Raw genomic sequence first — 22,974 nt, 5'->3', positions numbered from 1 at the left:
GCTCTCCGGCGTGGGGGCACGCCGGCCGTGCGGGTACGCCCGGTGTGCCAGCGGCGGTGCGGCACCACGGTTGGTCCTCAGTGGACAGTCAGAGATTTCGCGCTCACGGCATTCCGGCACGTGTGCGACACATCACACCGAGCACCCGGAAGGTTGTAGCACACATCCGGAAGAGCGGTCCAGATCAGCCGAAGACGCGGCGCTGGATCTCCCGGCGGTAGTCCTCGAGGGTCCGGTCGACGTGCACGGCGGCGGCTGCGGCGGCCGCGTCCTCGTCGCCGTCGCGGATGGCCCGGTAGATCGCGGCGTGCTCCTGCACCGCCTCCGCGGCGTGGTCGCCGACGGAACCGTGCAGGCCGATGATGTTGGACTGGCGTTGCAGGCGACGGGCCTCGCGCACCGCCGCGACCAGGAACTGGTTGTGCGAGGCGGTGGCGATGGCCAGGTGGAAGTCGTCGTCGCCGCGGTCGAACAGCGGCGCCTGCTCCGTGACGTGGCCTTCCGCGCACAGGTCCGCGGCGACCTCGATGGCGCGCAGCTCGGCCGGGGTCGCGCGAGTCGCGGCGTACCGGGCCGCCGCGGTCTCCTGGACCCGGCGGAACTCGAAGAGCATGTAGACGTGATCGAGGTCGGTGGGCAGGAAGAAACCGCCCCACCGCGACGATCCGAGCATGCCCTCGTCGTCGGCCACGTAGAGGCCGCGGCCCTTGTGCGCGCGCACCCTGCCGAGCGCCGAGAGGATCTTCACCGCTTCCCGCACGACGGTCCGGCTGGTCCCCATCCGGCCGGCCAGCTCGTTCTCGGTCGGCATGCGGTCGCCGGGGCGCAGTTCGAGTTCGGCGATGAGCTGCAGGATCCGCTCGGCGACGAGTTCGTAGCCCGGCCGGTAGCCGGCGGGCGGCGCGTACGCGGCTTCGGCATCCACCGAGGCGGCTCCTTCATGAGTACGACTTTTGCGTCCGTCGAACCAGGATACATGCGCGTCGAACGAGCAGGACAAACCATCGAACGCCGAATCGAACCTGTCCAGGACGGTGATCAGGCCGGTGGGCGAACTGGCGGATAAGCATGCTCATCTGCTTGACGCCCGCTTTGCCCGGCTGCTCTCATGAACCGCCGGGCACGGCCCGCGTTCGACCGGTCACGATGAGCGACACACTGTAGTGGAGCATCCGATGAGTCGTCGATGGAAAGCGCTTACCGCGTTCATGGCCCCGGTGTTGCTCGTCGCCGGACTGATCACCGGCACCGCGCAGCCGGCACAGGCCTCCACCGCCCAGTTCCGGGGCGTGAACTGGGCCGACCAGCGGGACAACTTCGTCAACGGCGTGCTCTACCCGTCCGGGCTCACCGCGTCGGACACCTACTCGTCGGCGGCCGCCGTCGCGGACCGCGTGGTCGGCCAGCTGTACTCGATCACCGGCGCCAACACGGTGCGGATCCCGGTCAACGAGCCGACCGTGGCGAACTACTGGGGCACCTACACCGGCGCCATCGACACCGCGCTCGGCAAGGGCAACGTCATCTTCGCGTACTGGGCGCACACCGGTGGCAGGCCGCCGAACATGACCGCGTTCAACCAGATGTGGGACAAGGTCATCGCGAAGTACGGCGGACACCCGAACGCCTACTTCGAGGTCATCAACGAGCCGCACGGCTACAGCACGACCGACCTCAACAACATGTACTTCGGCTGGCTCAACAGGTACTCGACCGTGCCGCGCGGCAGGGTGATCCTCGACGGCGCCGGCCTCGCCCAGAACGTGCCGGCGGTCGGCAACGACAGCAGGCTGAACGGCACGCTGCTCGCGGTGCACGACTACTCGTTCTTCGCCGGCTACGAGAGCGAAACCGAGTGGGCGAACCACATCGCGAGCTACATCGGCAACCACGCCAGTCGCACGATCGCCACCGAGTGGGGCGGTGCCATGGGGCCGGGCACCAAGAACGGCGTGTACTTCGACGCGATCGACTACAGCATCCCGAGCGGGTCGTACATGGCCGACTACGTCCGGGGCGTGAGCGCGAAACTGCGCAGCCTCGGGATGGGCAGCGTGTACTGGCCCGGCCTGCGCGACGGCGACTGGTACAGCATGACGAGCAAGACGGGTACCGGAGCGAACATCGCGCTGTCACTGGTGAATCCGTCCGGCCTGCAGCAGTTGCGGTACGCGTGGGGCGTCGGCGACGGCGGCAGCACCGCGGTCGAGATCCGCAACATCGGCACCGGCTGGTACGTCGACGGCCTGGGCAGGACCACCGCCGCGCCGGCAGGCCAGGGCACCGGCGGCACCAGCACGAGCCAGCGGTGGCTCGTCGAGAACACCGGCTCCCACGTACGGCTCAAGAACGTGGTCACCGGCCTGTACCTCGACGGTCTCGGGAGCACGGCCAACGGCACCGACGTGGGCCAGCGCGCCGGCAGCGGGGCCACGAGCCAGCAGTGGATGGTCGTGACCGGCAAGAGCAGGGGCAACGACGTGCGCATCCGCAACCGCGCCACCGGCCTGTACCTGGACGGCATGGGCCGCACGTCGACGTCCGCGAACCTCGGTCAGTGGGGCGACAGCAACAGCGTCAACCAGCAGTGGCGGATCGTCGCGGCCGGCTGAGCCGCGTCAGCCGAGGGTCAGCCGAGCTTGCAGGCGTGTCCGTTGAGGCTGAAGGCGTTCGGGGCGGTGTTGGTGCCCGTGCTGGTGCCGGTGAACCCCATCAGCTGCGACTCGCCCTTGGCGATCGTCTGGTTGTACGGCATGGCGGTCGCGGAGATGTCCTGGCCGGACTGCTTCAGCGTCGCGTTCCACATCTCCGACACCTTCTGCCCGTTGGCGAACTTCCACTGCAACGTCCAGCCGGTGATCTCGGCGTCGCCGGTGTTGCGGATGGTGAGGTCGGTGCGGAACCCGCCCGGCCAGGTGTGCGTGACGCGGTAGTCGACGGAGCAGCCGGTGACCGGTTTCGGTGCAGGAGCGGGCGTCGGCGGCGCCGGGGTGGGGTTGGCCGGCTGCACGCAGGGTGGTCCCCAGCGGCCGAGCTTCTTGGCCGAGGCGGTCCGCTCGGCCTCCTGCAGCGCGCGGTCGTCGGCCGTTTCGCTGCGGACCATGCCGAGCTCGACGGCGAGCAGCGCGTAGTCGGTGCCGTCCGCGAGCCGCAGCGATCCCGCCGACGTGGGTTCCACCGGCTTCTCGAGCAGCATGGTCTTGGCGAACGCGGTGGCGGCTTCGGCCCAGCACCCGTCCGGTGCGGCAAGGCCTTTGACGGTCATGTCCGCGCCGTCGGAGAGCTGCACCGTTCGCACGTCGGTGACGCGTTGGACGGTGACGGGCTCCGTCTGGGCGGGAGGTTCGATGATCGGGACCTCGGGAGTTGACGTCGTCGGAGGTACCTGCGGTGGCCGGTCGTCGCCGGCGCACGAGCTCGCGGCACTGGCCACCACGACGACTGCGGCCACCAACCAGCTGACGGGTCTTGCACGTCTCATCGTTCCCCCGGCGGCGGCGATCGAACCAAGAGGTGTACGGCCGAACGGCTGATCTTGGTTTCGGCAGGCTACGACGCCGCGGAGCAATGCGGAAGCACTTTCGCGTAAACGTCACGGGGCGGCATTCGACGCCGTTCGAATCGAATGCAGTCGAACGCCGAGGGGAAATCGTTGTCAGCGGCGCGAGGTGCTGCCGCGATCGGTGAGCCGGGGCTGGAGCAACCGGACCTCCGGCGCGTGCTCCTCCGTCAGGCGGGCCATCACCATCTCGACGGCGATCGTCCCGAGCTCCTGCGCCGGCACGGCGATGGAGGTGAGGGGAACGGGCAGGCTCTCCGCCACGTCGTCCGGGCACAGCGTGATCACCGACAGGTCGGCGGGCACGTCGAGCGACCGGCGCCGCAGTTCGAGCAGCAGCGGGCCGAGGACGGCCTCGTTGTGCACGACCAGTCCGGTGGTGCCGTGCTCGGGAGCGAGCGCCTGGTCCAGGCACTTCGCGACCGCGTCGTAGCCGGGGGCGCACGGGTGCACCGAGGCGCGCACGTCCCGTTTGGCGGCCTCGCTGCGGAACCCCTCCAGCAGCCGGGCGGCGTAGCTGGTGCCGCGTTCGTACACGGCGGGCGGCGAGCCGATCAGCGCGATCGAACGGTGCCCGCGATCGGCGAGGTGACCCGCCATCTGCCGGCCGGCCGTGGCGAAGTCGAGGTCGACGCAGCTCAGTCCCTCGTGGTCGTCGGGCATGCCGAGCAGGACCACCGGCGCCTCGACCGTGCGCAGTTCGGGGATGCGCAGGTCGTCGCTCTCCACGTCCATCAGGATGATCGCGTCCGCCATGGACCTGGCGGTGACCCGGTGGGCCTCGCCGGGGCCGGCCTCCTTGGTCAGCAGCAGCACGTCGTAGTCGTAGTCGCGCGCGGCACTCACGATCGACGCCACGAACTGCATGATCACCGGCATGTTCACGCCGGAGCGCAGCGGTACGACCAGGCCGAGCACCTGCGATTTGCTGGAGGCGAGCGCACGCGCACCGGCGTTGGGGTGATAGCCGAGTGCGGCGATGCTCTGCTCGACGCGGCGTCTGGTCTCGCCCGAGATGCTGCGTTTTCCGCTGAGCACGTACGACACGGTGCTCATCGACACGCCGGCGTGGCGGGCGACCTCCTTGATTGTGATCATGCCCGCCCCTCGCGTCGCGCCTGCAGGTGGCGATCATCGTAGTGCGCGCGGGGTGCCTGAGAGTACGGCCAGATGAGCCTGGTCAGGGCACGGGCTCGTTGAAGCGTTTCGATTTCGATACTTCGGCGGCAAATGCGTCGAATTCCGGGCCCTGTTGCATTCGATTTGTTCGATGTTAGCTTCACTGTCAGCTTCATCAGGCGAACCGCTTCGACGCCGGGCGGCGCGGATTCCGTTCAACGACGTGCGGAAAGGGTGTGCAATGAACAGGTTCGTTCGTGCGCTGATTCTCGCGATGGCGGCCGTGCTGACGGTCTCGCTGGGAACCGGTCCGGCGCAGGCCGCGGCGTGGAGCTCCTCCGACAGGTGGGGTACCTGGTCGAACGGCGGCTACACGGTGCGCAACAACATCTGGGGCAACGGCTACGGCCCGCAGACGGTCTGGGCGAACTCCTACAGCAACTGGGGTGTCTGGGCGAACCACCCGAACACCGGCGGGATCAAGTCGTACCCGCACGCGGAGAAGATGGTGAACCGCAGGCTGAGCTCGATCGGCAGCCTGTCCAGCAGCTTCAACGTCTCCTACCCGAACGCCGGTGCCTACACGACCGCCTACGACATCTGGGCCGACAACAACGCCTACGAGATCATGCTGTGGATGAACAAGGTCGGCCCCGTCGGCCCGATCGGCCCCCAGGAGGCCACCGCGACCGTGGGCGGCCACACCTGGAACGTCCACCGCGGCTCCAACGGGCACAACGCGGTGTTCTCGTTCGTGCGCACGTCCAACACCGGGTCCGGCACCGTGGACATCAAGGCGGTGATGAACTGGATCCGCGCCCGCGGCTGGTTCGGTGACGTCACGGTGGGCGCGGTGCAGTTCGGCTACGAGATCACGTCGTCCAGTGGTGGCCTGAACTTCAACACCAACAGCTTCTCCGTCTCGGGCGGCTGACGTTTTGGGCACGCCGTCCGCCGGGGTCACCGGCGGGCGGCGCCGTTCGTCGGGCAAGGTGGAGGTGATCACCTACGACGAGAGGGCGTGACCGTGACGGTGCTGGACGGAATCCTGGCCGGTGTTCGCGAGGATCTGGCGCAAAGGCAGAGCGCGGTACCGCTCGCGGAACTGAAGGCACGCGCCGCGGACGCGCCGCCCGCACTGGATCCGGTGCCGGCGTTCCGCTCGCCCGGCGTATCGATCATCGCCGAGGTGAAGCGGAAGAGTCCCAGCAAGGGCGAGCTGGCCGCGATCGCCGACCCGGCCGCACTGGCCGCGGAGTACGCGGCCGGTGGCGCGGCGGCGATCAGTGTCCTCACCGAGCAGCGCCGGTTCGGCGGTTCGCTCGACGACCTGGCCGCCGTCCGCGCCCGAGTCGGCGTCCCGGTGCTGCGAAAGGACTTCATCGTCACGCCGTACCAGCTGTGGGAGGCACGGGCCTGGGGCGCCGATCTCGCGCTGCTGATGGTGGTCGCGCTGCCCGGCGGGCTGCTGGAGGAGCTGCACGGCCTGGCTCGCGAGCTCGGGCTCACCGCACTGGTCGAGGTGCACACCGAGGACGAGCTGGCCAGGGCGGCCGAGCTGGGCGCGGAGGTCATCGGGGTCAACGCCCGCGACCTGACCACGCTCGACGTCGACCGCGCGGTCTTCCAGAAGCTGGCTCCTCACCTGCCGGCTGGAGCTGTCCGGGTCGCCGAGTCGGGTGTGACAGGTCCGGAGGACGTCGCCGAGTACCGCGGGTGGGGCGCGGACGTCGTGCTCGTCGGTGAGGCGCTGGTCCGCTCCGGTGACCCGCGGTCGGCGATCGGCGAGTTCCTCAGGTGATCACCGCGCTTCCGGTGCCAGACCTCGCTCGCGCAGCCACTCCAGCTGCGCGACCGAGTTCGAACCGTGTCCGCCGCCGTGGTCGGCGAACGGCCACACCGTCATGGTCCGGTCCTCGCCCGCGTGGTGGTTGAAGGCTGCGTACACAGTGGACGGTGGGCAGATCGGGTCCATCAACCCGACGCTGTACAACGCGGGCGCGGTCGCCCGTTGCGCGAAGTGGACACCGTCGAAGTAGGACAGCGTGGCGAAGGCCGGTTCCACGCCGTGCCTGCTGTGCCAGCGCAGGTACTCCGCGAGCTCGACGTAGGGGCCTTCCCCGCACACCTCCGCCGCCCGCCGGAAGTGGCACAGGAACGGCACGTCCGGCAGGGCCGCCGCAACCCGCGTCAGTCCGGCGACGGCGATCGTCAGCCCGCCGCCCTGGCTGCCACCCGCGACGATCACCCGGTCCCGGTCGAGGCCGGGCAGTTCGGCGACCGCGTCCACGGCGCGGACGCAGTCGGTGATGAGCCGCCGGTAGTAGTAGTTCTCGGGGGAGTCGATGCCACGGGTCATGAAACCCTTGGCCCACTGCGTGCCGGCGCCCGCGTCCTGGTCCGGGGTGTCGTGGCCCTGGCCGCGGCTGTCGACGACGAGCTGGGCGTACCCGGCCGCGGACCAGAACAGGTGGTCGGTGGGCAGGCCGCGGCCGCCGGAGTAGCCGATGTAGGTGACGACGACGGGCAACGGGCCCTCGGCATCACGGGGCCGCAGCAGCCACGCGGCCACCGGTTCGCCGTTCCAGCCGGGGAAGCGGACGTCGTCCACCTCGACCGTGCGCAGCAGGTGCCGTTCGGTGACCCGGTCGGCCTTCACCGCACCGCCGGCGGCGCGGGACTCGGCGAGCGTCCGGTCCCAGAACGCGTCGAAGTCCTGCGGTGGCCGCAGGTCCGGGCGGTAGCCGGTGAGCTCGTCGAGGGGGAGGTCCGTCAGGGGCATCGAGGCGCTCCTTGGAGATGCGGGAGAAAGAGGTGGTGGCCCGCCTCCCGCCAGTGGCGGGCCACCGGTCTCAGCCAGACCCGGTGTGGCCTGGTGGCAAAGGTGGCGGCTCGTCCCCGCCGGTGGAGGGCTGCCGGTCTGAGCCAGGCGTGGTGCGGCTTGGCAGGAGGGTGGTGGCCCGTCTCCCGCCAGCGACGGGCCACCGGTCTCAGCCAGGCCGAACCAGGCCTGGCGGCAAAGGTGGTGGCCCGCCACCGCCGGAAGGCGGGCCACCGGTCTCAGACGGCCGACGAGAACCGGAAGGCGGTCAGCCGGAAACTGCCGTGCAAGGTCACCCGCAGGTCGTGCACCCCTGCGACCGGTGCCGCCAGCGCGGCTGACGCGGTCGTCCACGTGTAGCGGTGTCCGGTGACCGGTACCGGGATCGCGGCCAGCAGTTCCTCGCCGGTCCAGAACTCCAGTCGTGCCTCGGGATCAGCGCAGGCGAGGTCGGCCTCGACCTGAACCGCACCGGACAGGTCGACCGAGCGGAACCACAGCGTCGCCGGCGAGGCGGGGTCGGTCGGCGTGACCGCGTCACCGGTCGTGCGGGTGGCGTCGACGAGCGTCACGCCCTCGTAGTCGTCGAAGTCGACGGCGAGCACCTGGCGGTCGACACCGGCGCGTGGGGCCGGGGCCGGTCCGGTCACCGTCAGCGGTGCGGTGAGCACGACGTCTCCGGCGGACCGGCCGACGACCACCTCGTAGCCGCCGGGGTCGACGGTGAAGGCGCCGGTCGCGACGTCCCAGTGGGCGAGCTGGTCGGCAGTCAGCCGGAAGTCCAGCACCTGGCTCTCCCCGGCGGCGAGCCGGACCTTGCGGAAGTCCGCGAGCCGCAGCAGGGGCGCCTCGTAGCGGGCGTCCAGCGCGCGGACGTAGAGCTGGACGACCTCGCTGCCGCCGCGGGCTCCCGTGTTGGTCAGCGTCACCGACACGTCGACCGCGCCGTCCTGGGTCACGGTGGCCGAGGACAGGACGAGGTCGCGGCAGGCGAACTCGGTGTAGGACAGGCCGTGCCCGAACGGGTACAGCGGCGCGGCCCGGTGGTACTGGTACGTCCAGCCGGCCTTGATGACGTCGTAGTCGAGCGGGTGCGGCAGCTCGTCGTCGCCGCGGTACCACGTCTGCGGCAGCCGCCCGGCCGGTTCCGCCTCGCCGAACAGGACGGCGGCGACCGCCCTGCCTGTTTCCTGCCCGCCGTGGGAGGTCCACACCACGGCGGGCAGGTGCTCGTCGGCCCAGTCCAGGGCGTAGGGGTAGCTGCTCATGACGACCAGGGCGGTGTCCTTGCGGACGTTCGCGACGGCGCGCAGCAGCGACTCCTGGGCGTCGGGAAGCGCGATGCCGGCTCGGTCCTCGGTCTCGCGGCCGTGGATCAGCGGGTGGCTGCCGAGCACGACGACCGCGATGTCCGCCGAGATGGCGGCGGCCAGTGCCGCCTCGGTGCCGTCGCGCAGCAGTTCGCGCTCCCAGCGTTCGGCGGTCTCCGGCGTTTCCGCGGTGACGCTCACCCGGCCGTCGACGGGATCCACGACGGCGTACCGGCCCGTCAGCACGTTCTGGACCAGCACGGAGTCGCCCGCCGGCACCAGGCGGAACGTTTCGCAGACGTCCCAGCTCTTGATCTGCGCCTGGTCGGCGACCAGCGAGTCGTCCTCGCGCTTCAGGCTCAGGTACCGCCCGTTCTCGACCGACCGGAAGGTCAGCACGCTGTGACCCCAGTCGAAAACGTCGAACGGGGTCTTGCCCAGCAGCTCACCACTGGTGCGCGAGCGCAGTGCGATCCGGTCGGCGCCCTCCTCGACGATCACCTCGCCGTCGCGGTTGCCGAGCACCGCCTGCAACCCGTCGGCGACCGTGACCTGGTACGGCAGCGTGCCGCTGTACCAGTCCTCGCACAACGTGTCGGCGAGCGGGCCGATGACCGCGATCCGCCGGGTGCGTGCCGCGTCGAGCGGCAGCAGGCCGGTGTTGCGCAGCAGCACCACCGACTCGGTCGCGGACCGCAGCGCGAGCGCACGGTGCTCCGGGCAGTCGATGACCTCCTGGCCGATGCCGGCGTAGGGGTCGAGGTCGGGGTCGAACTCGCCGAGCCGGAACCGGATCTCGAGCTGCCTGCGCACCGCGCGGTCCACATCGGACTCGTCGATCAGGCCGCGGTCCAGTGCCTCGCGCAACCGGCCGACCGGGACGTCGCTGTCCTGGCCGTGGTCGGTGAAGCTGTCGATGCCGGCCTTCAAGGCGGTGGCGTGGGACTCGGCGTGGTCGTCGAAGTAGTGCTCCGGATCGACCAGGTTGGACGGTGCCTCGGCGTCGCTCACCACGAACAGCTCGTGGCCGGTCGCCTCGGCCCAGCGGCGCAGCTCCGTCTCGATGAGCGGACTGACGTGGCACGGACGCCCGTTGACCAGGTTGTAGCCGGCCATGGCGCCGGTGGCGGCACCCGACTCGACGACAGGCCGGAAGGCGGCGAGGTCGTACTCCTGGAGCACGCGCGGACGCAGCCCGGAGGAGGTGGTGCAGCGGTCGTCCTCGTTGTTGTAGGCCAGGAAGTGCTTGAGCACGGGGGCCGTGCGCAGGAAGCGGTCGTGCTCACCCATCAGACCGCGGCAGAACGCGACCCCGAGGCGCGCGGTGTGCACCGGGTCCTCGGAGTAGCCCTCCTCGTTGCGGCCCCAGCGCGGGTCGCGCAGCAGGTTCAGCACCGGCGCCCACGCCTGCAGGCTGTTGGTGCCCGTGCCGACGGCGGTCGGGCGGTGGTAGTGGAACGCCCGCAGCTCGACCGAGGTGGCCTCGGCGACCTCGCGGACCAGCTCCTCGTCCCAGGTCGCGCCCAGGCCGACCGCCTGGGGGAACACCGTGGCGACACCCAGCCACGAGACGCCGTGCAGCGCCTCGCTCCCGGTGCGGAACGCGGCGACGCCGAGCCGCGGCACGGCAGGGGAGTACTGGTGCAGCATCGCGACCCGCTCGTCGAGCGTGAGCCGCCCGAGCAGATCGTCGATGCGCTTCCGCAACGACAGCGCGGGGTCGCGGAACGGCAGCCGCTCGGCAGCGGACACGGACTCGGAAACCACGTGGTAACCCCTCAGGTCGGAGCTAGCGGCGAAGCGTTTCGACGGTGGCACGCCTGGGTTTCCGCTGTCAACGGTCTTGTTTCATGCGAGCTGCGTCACTAATCTGCCCGACATCTGTTTAAGCGCTTCGACACTTCGACGACGAAGGATCGGGTTCCGCCATGGGCAACGAGTTGAACCGCAGAAGCTTCCTGAACGCCGCCGTCTCGGCCGCAGGACTTGTCGCGATGGGGCCGCTGCTGTCGGCCTGCGGCGGGGGCGGTCCACAGCGGGCCGGCGTGAACTCGGAGTCCGGGCTGAAAGCCGTGCTGCCCGCCTACGTGCCGAACACCTCGATCAAGCCGGACATCCCCTCCGTGGCGGGTGGCCCCGACGTGCTGACGGACCCCGGCTTCCTCGGTTACCCGGCGAACAGGCCGGCCACCGTGTCCGGCGTGCCGGGCAAGGGCGGCAGGTACTCGGCGGTGACGCCGCTGTGGGGCACCATCCCGCCGGCCGACAACTCGTTCTACCAGGCCATGAACAAGGCCCTGGGTGTCACGCTCGACATGAAGCCCGCGGACGGCAACAACTACAACACGATCATCCCGACGATGACCGCGGCGAAGAAGCTGCCCGACTGGATCAATCTGCCGGGCTGGTGGAACCCGGCCTTCAACACCGCCGGCCTGGTCGGGAACCAGCTCGCGGACCTGACGCCCTACCTGTCCGGCGACAACATCAAGAAGTACCCCAACCTGGCGGCCATCCCGTCCGCCGCGTGGCGGGCCGGCGCGTGGGGCGACAAGCTGTATGGAATCCCGTCGTTCGCGACGGGCTGCGGGGTCGCCGGCGCCATCATGTACCGACGCGACATCCTCGACGCCAAGGGCATCACCGCCGACCAGGTGAAGTCCGCCGACGACCTGATGAACCTCGGCAAGGAGCTCACCGACGCCAAGGGCGGCGTCTGGGCGTTCGACGACGTGTACCGGTACTTCTACACCGCCTTCGGCGCACCGCTGAAGTGGAAGGTGGACAACGGGAAACTCATTCACTTGTTCGAGACGCAGGAGTTCCTGGACGCGGCCGACTGGCACCGCAAGCTCGCGGTCGCCGGCTACATCCACCCCGACGCGCTGGCGGGCGACAACGCCGGTGGCAACACCCGGTTCTACAGCGGCAAGACCCTGATCTCCGGCGGCGGACTGGGCGTGTGGAACCTCGCCGACCTCCAGTCGGGCCAGGCCGCGAACCCGAACTTCCGGCGCGGCGCGTTCAACTTCTTCGCCGCGGACGGGAAGAGCGCGCCTCGCGTCGACCTGAACCCGGCCACCAACATCGTCAGCTATCTCAACGCCAACCTGAAGCCCGAGCAGATCGAGGAACTGCTGTCCGTCGCCAACTACCTGGCCGCGCCGTTCGGCTCGGCCGAGTACACGATGGTCAACTTCGGCGTCGAGGGCACCCACTTCACGATGAAGGACGGCGTGCCGACGCCCACCGAGGCCGGCCAGAAGGAGGTCCAGGCGAAGACCTACCCGTTCCTGGCCTCGGCCCCTGCCGCCATCAACAACCCCAACGGGGACATCGTCACCAAGGACCTCGCCGCCTGGCAGGCCGCCAACGTGAAGGCGATGGCCAAGCCGGTCTTCTGGAGCATGAACATCAGCATGCCGTCGGCACAGGCCACGGCCGAGGCCGCGCAGCCCGTCGAGGACACGCTCAAGGACGTCATCCACGGCAAGAAGTCGATCCAGGACCTCAAGGACTCCGTCGCGAACTGGAAGTCCAGCGGCGGTGGTGACCGGCTGATCCAGTGGACGAACGACAACGTCCTGCAGAAGCACGGTACGGGACAGTGACCACCCTCCGATCAGATCGCGCGGGGCGACCGGCGAAGCTGAGCTGGCGGATCAGGCTGCGGCGTGACCGGTCGCTGATCCTGATGACGCTGCCCGCGGTCGTCCTCCTGGTGGTCTTCAACTACGTGCCGTTGTTCGGGCTCGCCACCGCGTTCCAGGAGTACGACCCGCTGGCCGGGGTCTGGCAGAGCACCTGGGCGGGCCTCTACCAGTTCGAGCGGCTGCTGGGCGACTCGCTGTTCTGGGGAGCGCTGAAGAACACGCTCTACCTGAGCTTCGTCCAGCTCATCCTGTTCTTCCCGGTCCCGATCGCGCTGGCGTTGCTGCTCAACTCGGTGCTGTCGCAGCGGATCCGCAACTTCTTCCAGTCGGTCGTGTACCTGCCGCACTTCTTCTCGTGGGTGCTGGCGATCACGATCTTCCAGCAGATGCTCGGCGGCGCCGGCGCTCTCAACCAGTTCCTGCGCAGCAACGACATCGGTACCTGGGACATCATGACCAACCCGGACACCTTCGCGTTGCTGGTCACCTCGCAGGTGATCTGGAAGGAAGCCGGTTGGGGGATCATCGTGTTCCTGGCGGCGCTCGCCGCCATCAACACCGACCTCTACGAGGCGGCGGCGGCCGACGGAGCGGGCCGGTGGCGACGGCTGTGGCACATCACGCTGCCCGGCCTGCGGGCCGTCATCGTGCTGATGCTGGTGCTGCGTCTGGGCAACGCGCTGACCGTCGGGTTCGAGCAGTTCCTCATCCAGCGCAACGCCGTCGGCCACGACACGGCCGAAGTGCTGGACACCTTCTCGTTCTACTACGGCATTGCCACCGGCGACTACAGCTACGGCGCGGCGGCAGGTCTGTTCAAGAGCGTCATCTCGTTGTTGCTCATCTGGGGTGCGAACAAGCTGGCGCACGCCTTCGGCGAAGACGGGTTGTACCGGAAATGACACTCGCAATCGAACGCACCAGTGGCGACACGGTCGCGAAACCTCTTGCGGTGCAAGCGGTTCGCCAGAAGCGGAAGAACGAGCGCCCGGCCTGGGAGGAACCACCGACTGTGGCCGGCCAGGCCGCCAAGGGCATCACCCTGGGCGGGGTCATGCTGGTCATGCTGGTGCCGTTGTGGATCATCGTGGTGACCAGCCTGTCCACCCAGGCCGCGATCAACCGTGCGGGCGGCCTCGTCATCTGGCCGACCGACATCACGTTCGAGGCTTACCGGGTGATGCTGGCGGACTCCACGGTGCGCAGCGCGTTGCTGGTGAGCCTCGGCATCACGGCGGTGGGCACGCTCGTGTCGATGGTGGTCTCGGTCATGTGCGCCTACGGCCTGTCGCGGTCGCGGTCGCTCGGCCACCGTTTCATCCTGATGCTGCTGATCATCACGATGTTCGTCAACGGCGGCCTCATCCCGACGTTCCTGGTGGTCACCGGGCTCGGTGGCTACGGGGAGTGGTGGGCGCTGATCCTGCCGACCGCGGTGTCGGTCTTCAACATCCTGATCCTGCGGGCGTTCTACTCGAGCACGTCGATCGACCTGATCGAGGCGGCGCGGATCGACGGCGCGGGGGACTGGCGGATCCTGTGGTCGATCGTGCTGCCGACCTCGCGGGCCGTGACCGCGGTGATGGCGCTGTTCTACGGCGTCGGCTACTGGAACTCGTTCTTCAACGTCATGTTGTACATGCCCACGGACAGCGAGAAGTGGCCGTTGCAGTACGTGCTCCTCACCTACGTCAACCGCGGCAACGGCATGCCGGGCTCGGTCAACAGCGGCTTCGGTGACCAGTTCTCGCAGACGGCACCGCTGGCGCTGCAGATGGCCGTGGTGGTGCTGACGCTCGTTCCGTTGCTCATCGTTTATCCGTTCGTGCAGAAGCATTTCCGCACGGGTGTCCTGACCGGCGCTATCAAGGGCTGAACATTCATGGTGACCATTGCCGACGTGGCCAGGCACGCGGGCGTGTCGTCCAGCACGGTGAGCTACGTGCTGAGCGGCAAGCGCGCGATCTCCGCCGAGACCAAGCGCCGGGTGGAGAGCTCCGTGCAGGAGCTCGGCTACCACCCCAACGCCGGCGCGCGGGCCCTGGCCGCGCGGCGATCGCACATCGTCGCGCTGATGGTGCCGCTGCGCACCGACGTGTACGTCCCGGTGATGATGGAGATCGCCATCGCGGTCACCACCGCCGCCCGGCAGCACGGCTACGACGTCCTGCTGATCACCAACGACGAGGGCCCTGCCGGGGTGCGCCGGATAGGAGCCAGCGGCCTGGCCGACGGCCTGATCCTGATGGACGTCGAGCTGGACGACCAGCGCATCCCGGTGTTGCAGTCGCGCGGGATCCAGGCCGCGCTCATCGGCCTGCCGGACGATCCCGGCGGACTGTCCTGTGTGGACCACGACTTCGCGGAGGCGGGCGCGTTGTGCGCGGACCACCTGGCCGATCTCGGCCACCGGGAGGTCGCGTTCATCGGCTACGGCACGGGTGTCTACACCCGGCACGCGGGCTACGCCGAACGCACGCTCACCGGCTTCGGCGAACGGGCGGAGCAGCGCGGCCTGCGGTTCGTGCACAGACCGTGCGACGGCACCTACGAAAGCACGGCGGGCACGCTCGCCCGCATCCTCGCCGACCGGCCGGAGACCACCGGGTTCGTGGTGCAGAACGAAGGCGCGATCGGCCCGTTGCTCACGCTGCTGCGCTCCAGCGGGCGGATCGTGCCCGAGGACGCGTCGGTGATCGCGCTCTGCCAGGCGCAGCTCGCCGAGCAGTTCGCGCCGCGGCTCACCTCGGTGACGGGGTCGGCGCAGGAGCTCGGCCGGGTCGCCGTCGAGCAGATCATGCGCCGGATCACGGCGGCCGGAGCCGGGGAGCGGCCGGTGGACGAGCGGGTCCTGCTCACGCCGGAGCTGACCGTGCGGGCCAGCACTGGACCCGCGCCGCGCACCGGTTCCCAGAACTGACCGCATCACGTTTTCGAGCCTTGCCATCTCCTGACCGCTGACAACCCGCGAGGAGCGGCCGCATGCCCACGTACTTCCGAGACCTCGGCACCGCGCTCGAATGGCGTGCCAAGGGCGAGACCCTGCGCGTCGAGCCGTGGGGCCCGGACGCCGTCCGGGTCCGAGCGAGTCCCGGTGGTCCGCTGCTCGAGGATCTGCCGGGCGCGTTGCTCGACGGTCCACCGGCCGGCGGCGACGCCGAGATCAAGATTGCCGAGCACCACGCGACGCTGGTCAACGGCAAGCTGACCGTGCGGATCGACGCGGGCACCGAAGGCCAGCTGACTCCCGAACTCGGGGCGTCCGCCGGCAGCCTGACGTTCCTGCGCACCGAGGACGGCACCGAGCTGCTGGCCGAGCAGCCCGCCCACTTCTGGTGGCCCGGACCGCGGCTCGCGACCGCCACCGGCAACGGCCATCACCGGCTGGAGCAGCGTTTCCGCGCCTACCCCGGCGAGCGGCTCTACGGCCTTGGTCAGCACACGCACGGCCTGCTGGACCAGAAGGGCGCGGTCATCGACCTCGTCCAGCGCAACGCCGAGGTCACCATCCCGTTGCTGATCTCCGACCGCGGCTACGGGTTGCTGTGGAACTCGCCCGCGATCGGCCGGGTCGAGCTGGCCGAGACCGGCACGCGCTGGGTCGCCGACAGTGCCCGCCAGATCGACTACTGGATCACCGCGGGCCAGCCGGCCGACGTGCTGCGCAACTACGCGGACGCGACGGGCCACGCGCCGGAACTGCCCGAGTGGGCCGCGGGGTTCTGGCAGTGCAAGCTTCGCTACCGCACCCAGGAGGAGCTGCTGGAGGTCGCCCGCGAGTACAAGAGGCGCGGGCTGCCGTTGTCCGTGATCGTCTGCGACTTCTTCCACTGGACGCACCTCGGCGAGTGGAAGTTCGACCCCGCCGAGTGGCCCGACCCGGCGGCGATGGTGCGCGAGCTGGACGAGCTGGGCGTCAAGCTGATGGTGTCGGTGTGGCCGTCGGTGAGCCCGGTCAGCGAGAACTACCACCCGATGCTGGACCAGGGCTTCTTCATCGGCACGGAGTTCGGGCCGATGGCGCACGCCGACTGGCCGGACAAGGGACTCGGCGCCTACTCCGCCCAGGTCGCGTTCTACGACGCCACCAACCCGGAGGCCCGCGAGTACGTGTGGGAACGCATCCGGCGCGGCTACCACGAGCTCGGCATCAAGGTCTTCTGGCTGGACGCCGGTGAACCCGAGCTCAAGCCGGGCCACCAGTACAACCTGCGCTACCACGCCGGTCCCGGGCTGGAGGTGGGCAACCTCTATCCCCGCGAGAACGCCCGGACCGTCCACGACGGACTGAAGGCGGCCGGCGAGACCGAGATCATCTCGCTCAACCGCTCCTCGTGGGCCGGCGCGCAGCGGTACGGCGCCGCGTTGTGGTCCGGTGACATCGCCACGGACTTCGCCTCGTTGCGCACGCAGATCAAGGCCGGCCTCAACGTGATGATGTCCGGCATCCCCTGGTGGACCACGGACATCGGCGGCTTCCACGGCGGTGACCCGGACGACCCCGCCTACCGCGAGGTCCTCGTGCGCTGGTTCCAGTACGGCACCTTCTGCCCGTTGTTCCGCCTGCACGGTTTCCGCGGCGACGAGCAGGTGCTGGAGCCCGCGATGACCGGGCTGGCCAACGAGGTCTGGTCGTACGGCGAGGAAGCCTACGAGATCCTCGCCGCGCACCTCCGCCTGCGAGAACGCCTGCGTCCGTACGTGCTGGAGCAGATGCGCACGACCGCCGAGACCGGTGTGCCGCCGATGCGGCCGGTGTTCCTGGAGTTCCCCGGCGACGCCGCGGCGTGGGAGGTCGAGGACGCGTTCCTGCTCGGCCCGGACCTGCTCGTGGCGCCGATCACCGAGACAGGTGCCCGTGAGCGCGAGGTCTACCTGCCCGCTGGTGCCCGGTGGACCGACGCGTGGACCGGTGAGGAGCACGAGGGCGGGCAGACCGTTGCCGTCGCGGCGCCGATCGAGCGCATCCCGCTCTTCCTGCGTGACGGCGTGACTCTGCCCGTGCGGGAGGAACCGTGATCGCAGACCGGTTGGGCGGCCTCGCGTTCGGCGGCGACTACAACCCCGAGCAATGGGACGAGCAGGTCTGGAAGGAGGACGACCAGCTGATGCGCGAGGCCGGGGTCAACCTGGCCACGGTCGGCGTGTTCTCCTGGGCACTGCTGGAGCCGGAGGAGGGCCGGTACGACTTCGCGTGGCTCGACGCGCACCTGGATCGCTTGCACGCCAACGGTGTCGCCGTCGACCTCGCCACGCCGACCGCGTCGCCGCCGCCGTGGTTCACCCTCGCGCACCCGGACGCCATGCCGGTCACGCCGCAGGGCACCAGGCTGATGCACGGCAGCCGGGACACCTACTGCATCAGCGCTCCTGCTTACCGCGCCGCGGCCAGGCGCATCGCGGCCGCGCTCGCGGAACGGTACGGCGACCACCCGGCGGTGGCGTTGTGGCACGTGCACAACGAGTACGTGACGTTGTGCTGGTGCGATCACACCGCCGCGGCGTTCCGGGTCTGGCTACGCGCGAAGTACGGCTCGCTGGACGCCCTCAACGAGTCGTGGGGCACCGCGTTCTGGAGCCAGCGGTACGGCAGCTGGGAGCAGATCCTGCCACCGCGCGCCACCCAGTGGCACCGCAACCCCGGCCTCACGGTGGACTTCAGCCGGTTCTGCTCCGACGAGGTGATCGCCGCCTACTCGGAGCAGCGGGACGCGATCCGCGCGCACAGCGACCGGCCCGTGACGACCAACATGATGCTGCCCGGCTACCAGAACATCGACCTGTGGGCGCTGGGACGCGAGGTCGACCTGGTCGCCATCGACTTCTACCCGTCCGCGCCCGGCCTGGACGCCGCCGCCCAGGCCGCCTTCACCGCCGACCGCGCCCGGTCGTTCGCGGGCGGCAGGCCGTGGCTGTTGATGGAACAGGGCACCAGCACCGTCTACGACCAGGGCCGGACGCTGGCCAAGGAACCGGGCGAGATCCTTCGTCACTCGATCGGCCACATCGCACGCGGCTCCGACGGGGCGCTGTTCTTCCAGTGGCGCCAGTCGAAAGCGGGTGCCGAGCAGTGGCATTCGGCGATGGTGCCGCACGCCGGGCCGGACAGCCGCGTCTTCCGCGAGGTGACCGCGACCGGCGAGGCCGTCGCCCGGCTCGCCGAGCTGGCGGGCTCGACCGTCACGGCGCACGTGGCCGTGCTGCACGACTCCGACGCGTGGTGGGCGTTGAACTCGGACGGCCTGCCATCGTCCGAACTGGACTATCACGCCGCACTGAGGGACGCACACCGTGCGCTGTGGGATGCGGGCGTGGTCGTGGACTTCGCGCATCCGGAAGAGGATCTGAGCAGGTTTCGGCTCGTCCTGGCACCGGCGCTGTACCTGCTGTCCGACCGCGGCGCGAAGAACCTGCGCCGCTACGTGACCGACGGCGGCACGTTGCTCGTCCAGCACTTCAGCGGCGTCGTGGACGACCGGCTGCACGCCAGGCTGGGTGGCTACCCGGCCGCGCCGCTGCGCGAGGCGCTGGGCATCAAGGTCGAGGAGTACCGGCCGTTGCGGCGCGACGAGCGGATCACGCTCTCCGACGGCTCGCACGGCACTGCCTGGAGCGAGTCGGTGCGGACGCTCGGTGCGGAAGCGGTCGTCGCCTACACCCACGGCGTGCTGGCCGGATCGCCTGCGCTCACCCGGTACGGCTTCGGCGGGGGAGAGGGCTGGTACCTGTCCACCAAGCTCGCCGAAGGTGACTACACCGCACTGGTCGCGCGGTTGCTGGACTCCGTCGGTGTGCGCCCGGTGCTGCCCGGACTGCCGGCCGGCGTTGAAGCCGTCACGCGCGAGGCGGCGGACGGCCGACGCTGGCACTTCGTGCTCAACCACCGCAGTGAACCCGTTTCCCTGTCCGGAGTCGACCTGCTCACGGGCGGGCCGCTGGAGGCACTGCCGGCCGGCGGGTGCGCCGTGCTGCGGGAAGGACCACGGTGACCACGATCCGTTGGGGCCACGACGCGCTGTCGTGGGAGTTCGACGTCGCTGACGGCAAGGTTCGCCGCCGCGGCAGCTCGTTGCCGCTGGCGGAGGTGACCGCCGCGAACCACGGCCGGCACTGGTCCAGCAACCGCCTCGTCGACACCATGATCGGCGCGCACTTGCGGTACCGGTCGCACCGGGCACTGTCCGAAAAGGACTGGCAGGTGCTCGTCATTGAGCTGCACGACGACGAGAGCGGCCTGGCCGTCGAGGTGACCTACCGTTCGCCGGACGGCATTCCCGTGGTGCGCGGCGAGGTCCTGGTGCGCAACGAGGGGAGTGGTCCGCTGCGGCTGGAGTCGGTCACCTCCCTCGTTCTGGGCGGTCTCACGGCGGGGCCGCCGGACAGCGCCGACGTGCTGTGGGCGGAGAACGACTGGAACGCCGAATGCCGATGGCGGCGTCAGCCGGTGCGGCTCAGCTCCCCGAACCGGGACGGACGGCTCGCCGACTATCGGCACAAGAGCGCGTTCACCGTCGCGGGACGAGGTGTGTGGTCCAGCTGCGGCCACCTGCCGATGGGCGGTCTGACAGACCGCGCGACCGGCCGGGCGTGGGCGTGGCAGATCGAGCACAACGGCGGTGGCTGGAGCTGGGAGTGCGGTGAGCTCGACGGCACGGGCTACGTGGCGCTGTCCGGGCCGGGCGACCTCGACCACGGCTGGAACCGCGTGCTGGCACCGGGTGCCGAGTTCCGCACCGTGCCCGTGGCGGTGGCGTTCAGCGCCGATGGCGGGCCGAACGACGCGTTCGCCGCGCTGACCCGCTACCGCCGCGCGAGCCGCAGGCCGCACCCGGACCACGAGGGCCTGCCGGTCATCTTCAACGACTACATGAACTGCCTGATGGGCGATCCCACCACGGCGAAGCTGCTGCCGTTGATCGACGCCGCGGCCGCCGCGGGCGCCGAGTACTTCGTCATCGACGCCGGCTGGTACGCCGAGGAGGGCGAGAGCTGGTGGGGCACCGTCGGCGCGTGGCAGCCGTCCCGCAGCCGCTTTCCCGGCGGTCTCGAGCAGGTGCTGGCGCGCATCCGGGAGCGCGGCATGGTTCCCGGTCTGTGGCTGGAGCCCGAGGTCATCGGCGTCGACAGCCCGCTCGCGCGGAGCCTGCCGGACGAGGCGTTCTTCCGCCGGGACGGGGTGCGGGTCTCCGACTGCGGACGGCACAACCTGGACCTGCGCCACCCGGCTGCCCGCGCCCACCTGGACGAGGTGGTGGACCGCCTGGTCGGGGAGTGGGGCGCCGGGTACCTGAAGCTCGACTACAACATCAACCCCGGCTCGGGCACGAGTGCTCATGACGGCGAGGCCCCGGCCGACGGCCTGCTCGGGCACAACCGGGCCCTGCTCGACTGGCTCGACGGCGTCCTGGACCGCTATCCGCACCTGGTGCTGGAGAGCTGCGCCTCCGGCGGCCTGCGCATGGACCACGCGATGCTGTCGCGGTTGCAGGTGCAGTCCACCAGCGACCAGCAGAACCTGGACCGCTACGCGGCGATCGCGGTCTCCGCGCCGGCCGCGGTCACCCCGGAACAGGGCGCGGTCTGGGCCTACCCGCAACCGGAGGACTCGCTCGACGAGGTCGCCTTCATCATGGCGAGCGCGTTGCTCGGCCGGATCCACCTGTCCGGGAAGATCGCGGATCTCCAATCGGAGGCGCGGGCGCTCGTGCACGAGGCTCTGGCCGTCTACAAGGAGATCCGCGCGGACCTGCCGCACGCGGTGCCCTCGTGGCCGCTCGGCCTGCCCGGCTGGGACGACCCGTGGCTCGCCCTAGCGATGAGCACCTCGTCCACCACCTATCTCACCGTCTGGCGCCGGGGCGGAGAGGACACCGTGACGCTGCCGTTGCCTGGTCTGTCCGATGTGGACGTCGAGGTGCTCTACCCGGCCGCCAGTCCCGCGGTCGCGCGGTGGGACGCCGGCGAACTGGTGGTGACCCTGCCGACGACGCCTTCTGCCGTGCTGTACCGCCTCACGACCAGAGGAGTTGCCCGGTGACCACCCCGGTGATCCCAGGAATGCACCCCGACCCGAGCGTGTGCCGGGTCGGGGAGGACTACTACCTGGTGTGCTCCAGTTTCGAGTACTTCCCCGGCATCCCCGTCTTCCACAGCAGGGACCTGGTGAACTGGACGCAGATCGGCAACGCGCTGGACCGCACCAGCCAGCTGCTGCTGACGGCGGAAACCCCGTCCTCGGCCGGGATCTACGCACCGACGCTGCGCCACCACGACGGCCGGTTCCACCTGATCGTCACGAGCGTCAGCCGCGGTGGCGGCAACATGGTGTTCACCGCCACCGACCCGGCCGGTGCGTGGTCCGACCCGGTCCTGCTGCCCGACGTGCACGGCATCGACCCCGACCTCGCCTGGGACGACGAGGGCAACTGCTGGTGCACGATGGCGGGGGTGCACCAGTACCGCGTCGACCTGGCCAGCGGTGAGGTTCTGCGTGAGTCGCAACGGCTCTGGTCCGGCTCGGACCGGGCCAAGGCGCCGGAGGCACCGCACCTGTACCACATCGGCGAGCACTGGTACCTGCTGATCGCGGAAGGCGGCACCGAACGCGGCCACGCGGTCTCGATCGCCCGCGGCCCGGCGCCGGACGGCCCGTTCGAACCGTGCCCGGCCAACCCGGTGCTGACCCACCGCAGCACCTACGAGCCCGTCCAGAACACCGGCCACGCCGACCTCGTGCAGGGTCCGGACGGGTCGTGGTGGATGGTGCTGCTCGGCGTGCGGCCCGGTGGCGGCACCCCCGGCTGGCACGTGCTCGGCCGGGAGACCTTTCTCGCGCCGGTGAGCTGGGTCGACGGCTGGCCGGTGGTCGGCCCGCTGACGGTCACGCCACCGTGGCCGCTGCAGCCCGGTCCCGTCGAGCCGCACCGGGACGACTTCGACGACAGCGAACTGCGGCCGAACTGGGTGTCCGTGCGCGACCGTGCCGAGGAGCACTGCACGACCAAGGAACGCTCCGGCTGGCTGACCCTGCACGCCCGCGGGCCGGGTCTGGACGACCCGGACGTCGTGTTCGCCGGCCGGCGTCAGCAGCACCTGTCGTGCCGGGCCCGCACGTTGCTCGACCCGTCGGCGGGCAGTGGCGGCCTGGCGGTCCGGTTCGACGAGGAACACCACTACGAGATCGAGGTCGCGTCCGGAACGGTGCGGGTGTTCGCCCGGATCGGTCCACTGCGGACGGTCGTGGCCTCCCGGCCGGCACCGGACGGACCGGTGGTCCTCGGTGTCCAGGTGGACGAGGCGAAGGAACTGAAGGACGCGCGTTCCGGCCCGGACACCATCTCCCTCGGCGTCGAGGAACCCGACGGCACGTTCACCGTCCTCGCCGCGCTCGACGGCCGCTACCTCTCGACCGAGGTCGCCGGCGGCTTCACCGGCCGGGTCATCGGCGTGTACGCCGCGACCGGCACCGTCCACTTCGACTGGTTCGACTACGAACCGCTCGGCGACTGATTG

Annotated in this window: 16 protein-coding genes; 11 read left to right on the top strand and 5 right to left on the bottom strand. The window is 70.0% G+C overall.

Features of this window, described 5'->3' with window-relative positions:
- Positions 1-184 precede the first annotated feature (184 nt).
- Positions 185-925, bottom strand: a complete 741-nt coding sequence (locus DI276_RS17415; protein ID WP_112264536.1) for a FadR/GntR family transcriptional regulator — start codon at positions 923-925, stop codon at positions 185-187.
- 250 nt (positions 926-1,175) lie between these two features.
- On the opposite strand from DI276_RS17415, the gene DI276_RS17410 reads away from it, so the two are divergent.
- Positions 1,176-2,612 carry an RICIN domain-containing protein gene (locus DI276_RS17410; RefSeq protein ID WP_112264588.1) on the top strand — a complete coding sequence of 479 codons (1,437 nt, stop codon included), beginning with the start codon at positions 1,176-1,178 and terminating at the stop codon, positions 2,610-2,612.
- Positions 2,613-2,629: 17 nt separating this feature from the next.
- On the opposite strand, the gene DI276_RS17405 is transcribed toward DI276_RS17410, so the two are convergent.
- Complete coding sequence (locus DI276_RS17405) at positions 2,630-3,481, bottom strand: cellulose binding domain-containing protein (protein ID WP_157984765.1); 852 nt, start codon at positions 3,479-3,481, stop codon at positions 2,630-2,632.
- A 174-nt stretch (positions 3,482-3,655) separates the two neighbouring features.
- The gene (locus tag DI276_RS17400) at positions 3,656-4,657 is read right to left on the bottom strand and encodes a LacI family DNA-binding transcriptional regulator (RefSeq protein ID WP_112264532.1); all 1,002 of its coding nucleotides are present in this window, start codon (positions 4,655-4,657) and stop codon (positions 3,656-3,658) included.
- A 262-nt stretch (positions 4,658-4,919) separates the two neighbouring features.
- On the opposite strand from DI276_RS17400, the gene DI276_RS17395 reads away from it, so the two are divergent.
- Positions 4,920-5,612, top strand: coding sequence for a glycoside hydrolase family 12 protein (locus DI276_RS17395; protein ID WP_112264530.1), 693 nt, complete (start codon positions 4,920-4,922; stop codon positions 5,610-5,612).
- Positions 5,613-5,705: 93 nt separating this feature from the next.
- Positions 5,706-6,479 (top strand): indole-3-glycerol phosphate synthase TrpC, encoded by a 774-nt coding sequence (trpC, locus tag DI276_RS17390; RefSeq protein ID WP_112264586.1) that lies wholly within the window; start codon positions 5,706-5,708, stop codon positions 6,477-6,479.
- On the opposite strand, the gene DI276_RS17385 is transcribed toward trpC, so the two are convergent.
- Both DI276_RS17385 and DI276_RS17380 read right to left on the bottom strand, forming a co-directional pair.
- On the bottom strand, positions 6,480-7,460 hold the full coding sequence (locus tag DI276_RS17385) for an acetylxylan esterase (protein ID WP_112264528.1): 981 nt from the start codon (positions 7,458-7,460) through the stop codon (positions 6,480-6,482).
- 278 nt (positions 7,461-7,738) lie between these two features.
- Positions 7,739-10,576: a glycoside hydrolase family 3 C-terminal domain-containing protein gene (locus DI276_RS17380; protein ID WP_112264584.1), complete on the bottom strand. Its 2,838-nt coding sequence runs from the start codon at positions 10,574-10,576 to the stop codon at positions 7,739-7,741.
- A gap of 161 nt (positions 10,577-10,737) precedes the next feature.
- Here DI276_RS17380 and DI276_RS17375 point away from each other — a divergent pair, with 161 nt between their 5' ends.
- From DI276_RS17375 to DI276_RS17340, 8 genes are all read left to right on the top strand, one after another.
- Positions 10,738-12,420 (top strand): type 2 periplasmic-binding domain-containing protein, encoded by a 1,683-nt coding sequence (locus DI276_RS17375; RefSeq protein ID WP_112264526.1) that lies wholly within the window; start codon positions 10,738-10,740, stop codon positions 12,418-12,420.
- Positions 12,417-13,364: an ABC transporter permease gene (locus DI276_RS17370; protein ID WP_232836724.1), complete on the top strand. Its 948-nt coding sequence runs from the start codon at positions 12,417-12,419 to the stop codon at positions 13,362-13,364. The genes DI276_RS17375 and DI276_RS17370 overlap by 4 nt, the downstream gene beginning before the upstream one ends.
- Positions 13,361-14,338, top strand: a complete 978-nt coding sequence (locus DI276_RS17365) for a carbohydrate ABC transporter permease (RefSeq protein ID WP_112264524.1) — start codon at positions 13,361-13,363, stop codon at positions 14,336-14,338. Before DI276_RS17370 ends, DI276_RS17365 begins: the two co-directional genes overlap by 4 nt.
- Positions 14,339-14,344: 6 nt before the next feature.
- Positions 14,345-15,382 carry a LacI family DNA-binding transcriptional regulator gene (locus DI276_RS17360; protein WP_112264522.1) on the top strand — a complete coding sequence of 346 codons (1,038 nt, stop codon included), beginning with the start codon at positions 14,345-14,347 and terminating at the stop codon, positions 15,380-15,382.
- 62 nt (positions 15,383-15,444) lie between these two features.
- The gene (locus DI276_RS17355; RefSeq protein ID WP_112264520.1) at positions 15,445-17,481 is read left to right on the top strand and encodes a glycoside hydrolase family 31 protein; all 2,037 of its coding nucleotides are present in this window, start codon (positions 15,445-15,447) and stop codon (positions 17,479-17,481) included.
- Positions 17,478-19,451 carry a beta-galactosidase gene (locus tag DI276_RS17350; protein WP_232836723.1) on the top strand — a complete coding sequence of 658 codons (1,974 nt, stop codon included), beginning with the start codon at positions 17,478-17,480 and terminating at the stop codon, positions 19,449-19,451. The genes DI276_RS17355 and DI276_RS17350 overlap by 4 nt, the downstream gene beginning before the upstream one ends.
- The gene (locus DI276_RS17345; RefSeq protein WP_198680711.1) at positions 19,448-21,499 is read left to right on the top strand and encodes an alpha-galactosidase; all 2,052 of its coding nucleotides are present in this window, start codon (positions 19,448-19,450) and stop codon (positions 21,497-21,499) included. Before DI276_RS17350 ends, DI276_RS17345 begins: the two co-directional genes overlap by 4 nt.
- Positions 21,496-22,971: a glycoside hydrolase family 43 protein gene (locus DI276_RS17340; protein ID WP_198680710.1), complete on the top strand. Its 1,476-nt coding sequence runs from the start codon at positions 21,496-21,498 to the stop codon at positions 22,969-22,971. Before DI276_RS17345 ends, DI276_RS17340 begins: the two co-directional genes overlap by 4 nt.
- The last annotated feature ends 3 nt before the right edge of the window (positions 22,972-22,974 follow it).

The organism is Lentzea terrae (assembly GCF_003265345.1).
Lineage (GTDB): Bacteria > Actinomycetota > Actinomycetes > Mycobacteriales > Pseudonocardiaceae > Lentzea > Lentzea terrae.
The sequence above is the reverse complement of the archived record's forward strand: the minus strand, read 5'-3'. Positions and strand labels throughout refer to the sequence as shown.

Excerpts from the sequence above, each read along its gene's own strand:
- DI276_RS17410 (WP_112264588.1), top strand. The coding sequence starts at position 1,176 with ATGAGTCGTCGATGGAAAGCGCTTACCGCGTTCATGGCCCCGGTGTTG.
- DI276_RS17405 (WP_157984765.1), bottom strand. The coding sequence starts at position 3,481 with ATGAGACGTGCAAGACCCGTCAGCTGGTTGGTGGCCGCAGTCGTCGTG.
- DI276_RS17400 (WP_112264532.1), bottom strand. The coding sequence starts at position 4,657 with ATGATCACAATCAAGGAGGTCGCCCGCCACGCCGGCGTGTCGATGAGC.
- DI276_RS17395 (WP_112264530.1), top strand. The coding sequence starts at position 4,920 with ATGAACAGGTTCGTTCGTGCGCTGATTCTCGCGATGGCGGCCGTGCTG.
- DI276_RS17385 (WP_112264528.1), bottom strand. The coding sequence starts at position 7,460 with ATGCCCCTGACGGACCTCCCCCTCGACGAGCTCACCGGCTACCGCCCG.
- DI276_RS17375 (WP_112264526.1), top strand. The coding sequence starts at position 10,738 with ATGGGCAACGAGTTGAACCGCAGAAGCTTCCTGAACGCCGCCGTCTCG.
- DI276_RS17365 (WP_112264524.1), top strand. The coding sequence starts at position 13,361 with ATGACACTCGCAATCGAACGCACCAGTGGCGACACGGTCGCGAAACCT.
- DI276_RS17360 (WP_112264522.1), top strand. The coding sequence starts at position 14,345 with ATGGTGACCATTGCCGACGTGGCCAGGCACGCGGGCGTGTCGTCCAGC.
- DI276_RS17355 (WP_112264520.1), top strand. The coding sequence starts at position 15,445 with ATGCCCACGTACTTCCGAGACCTCGGCACCGCGCTCGAATGGCGTGCC.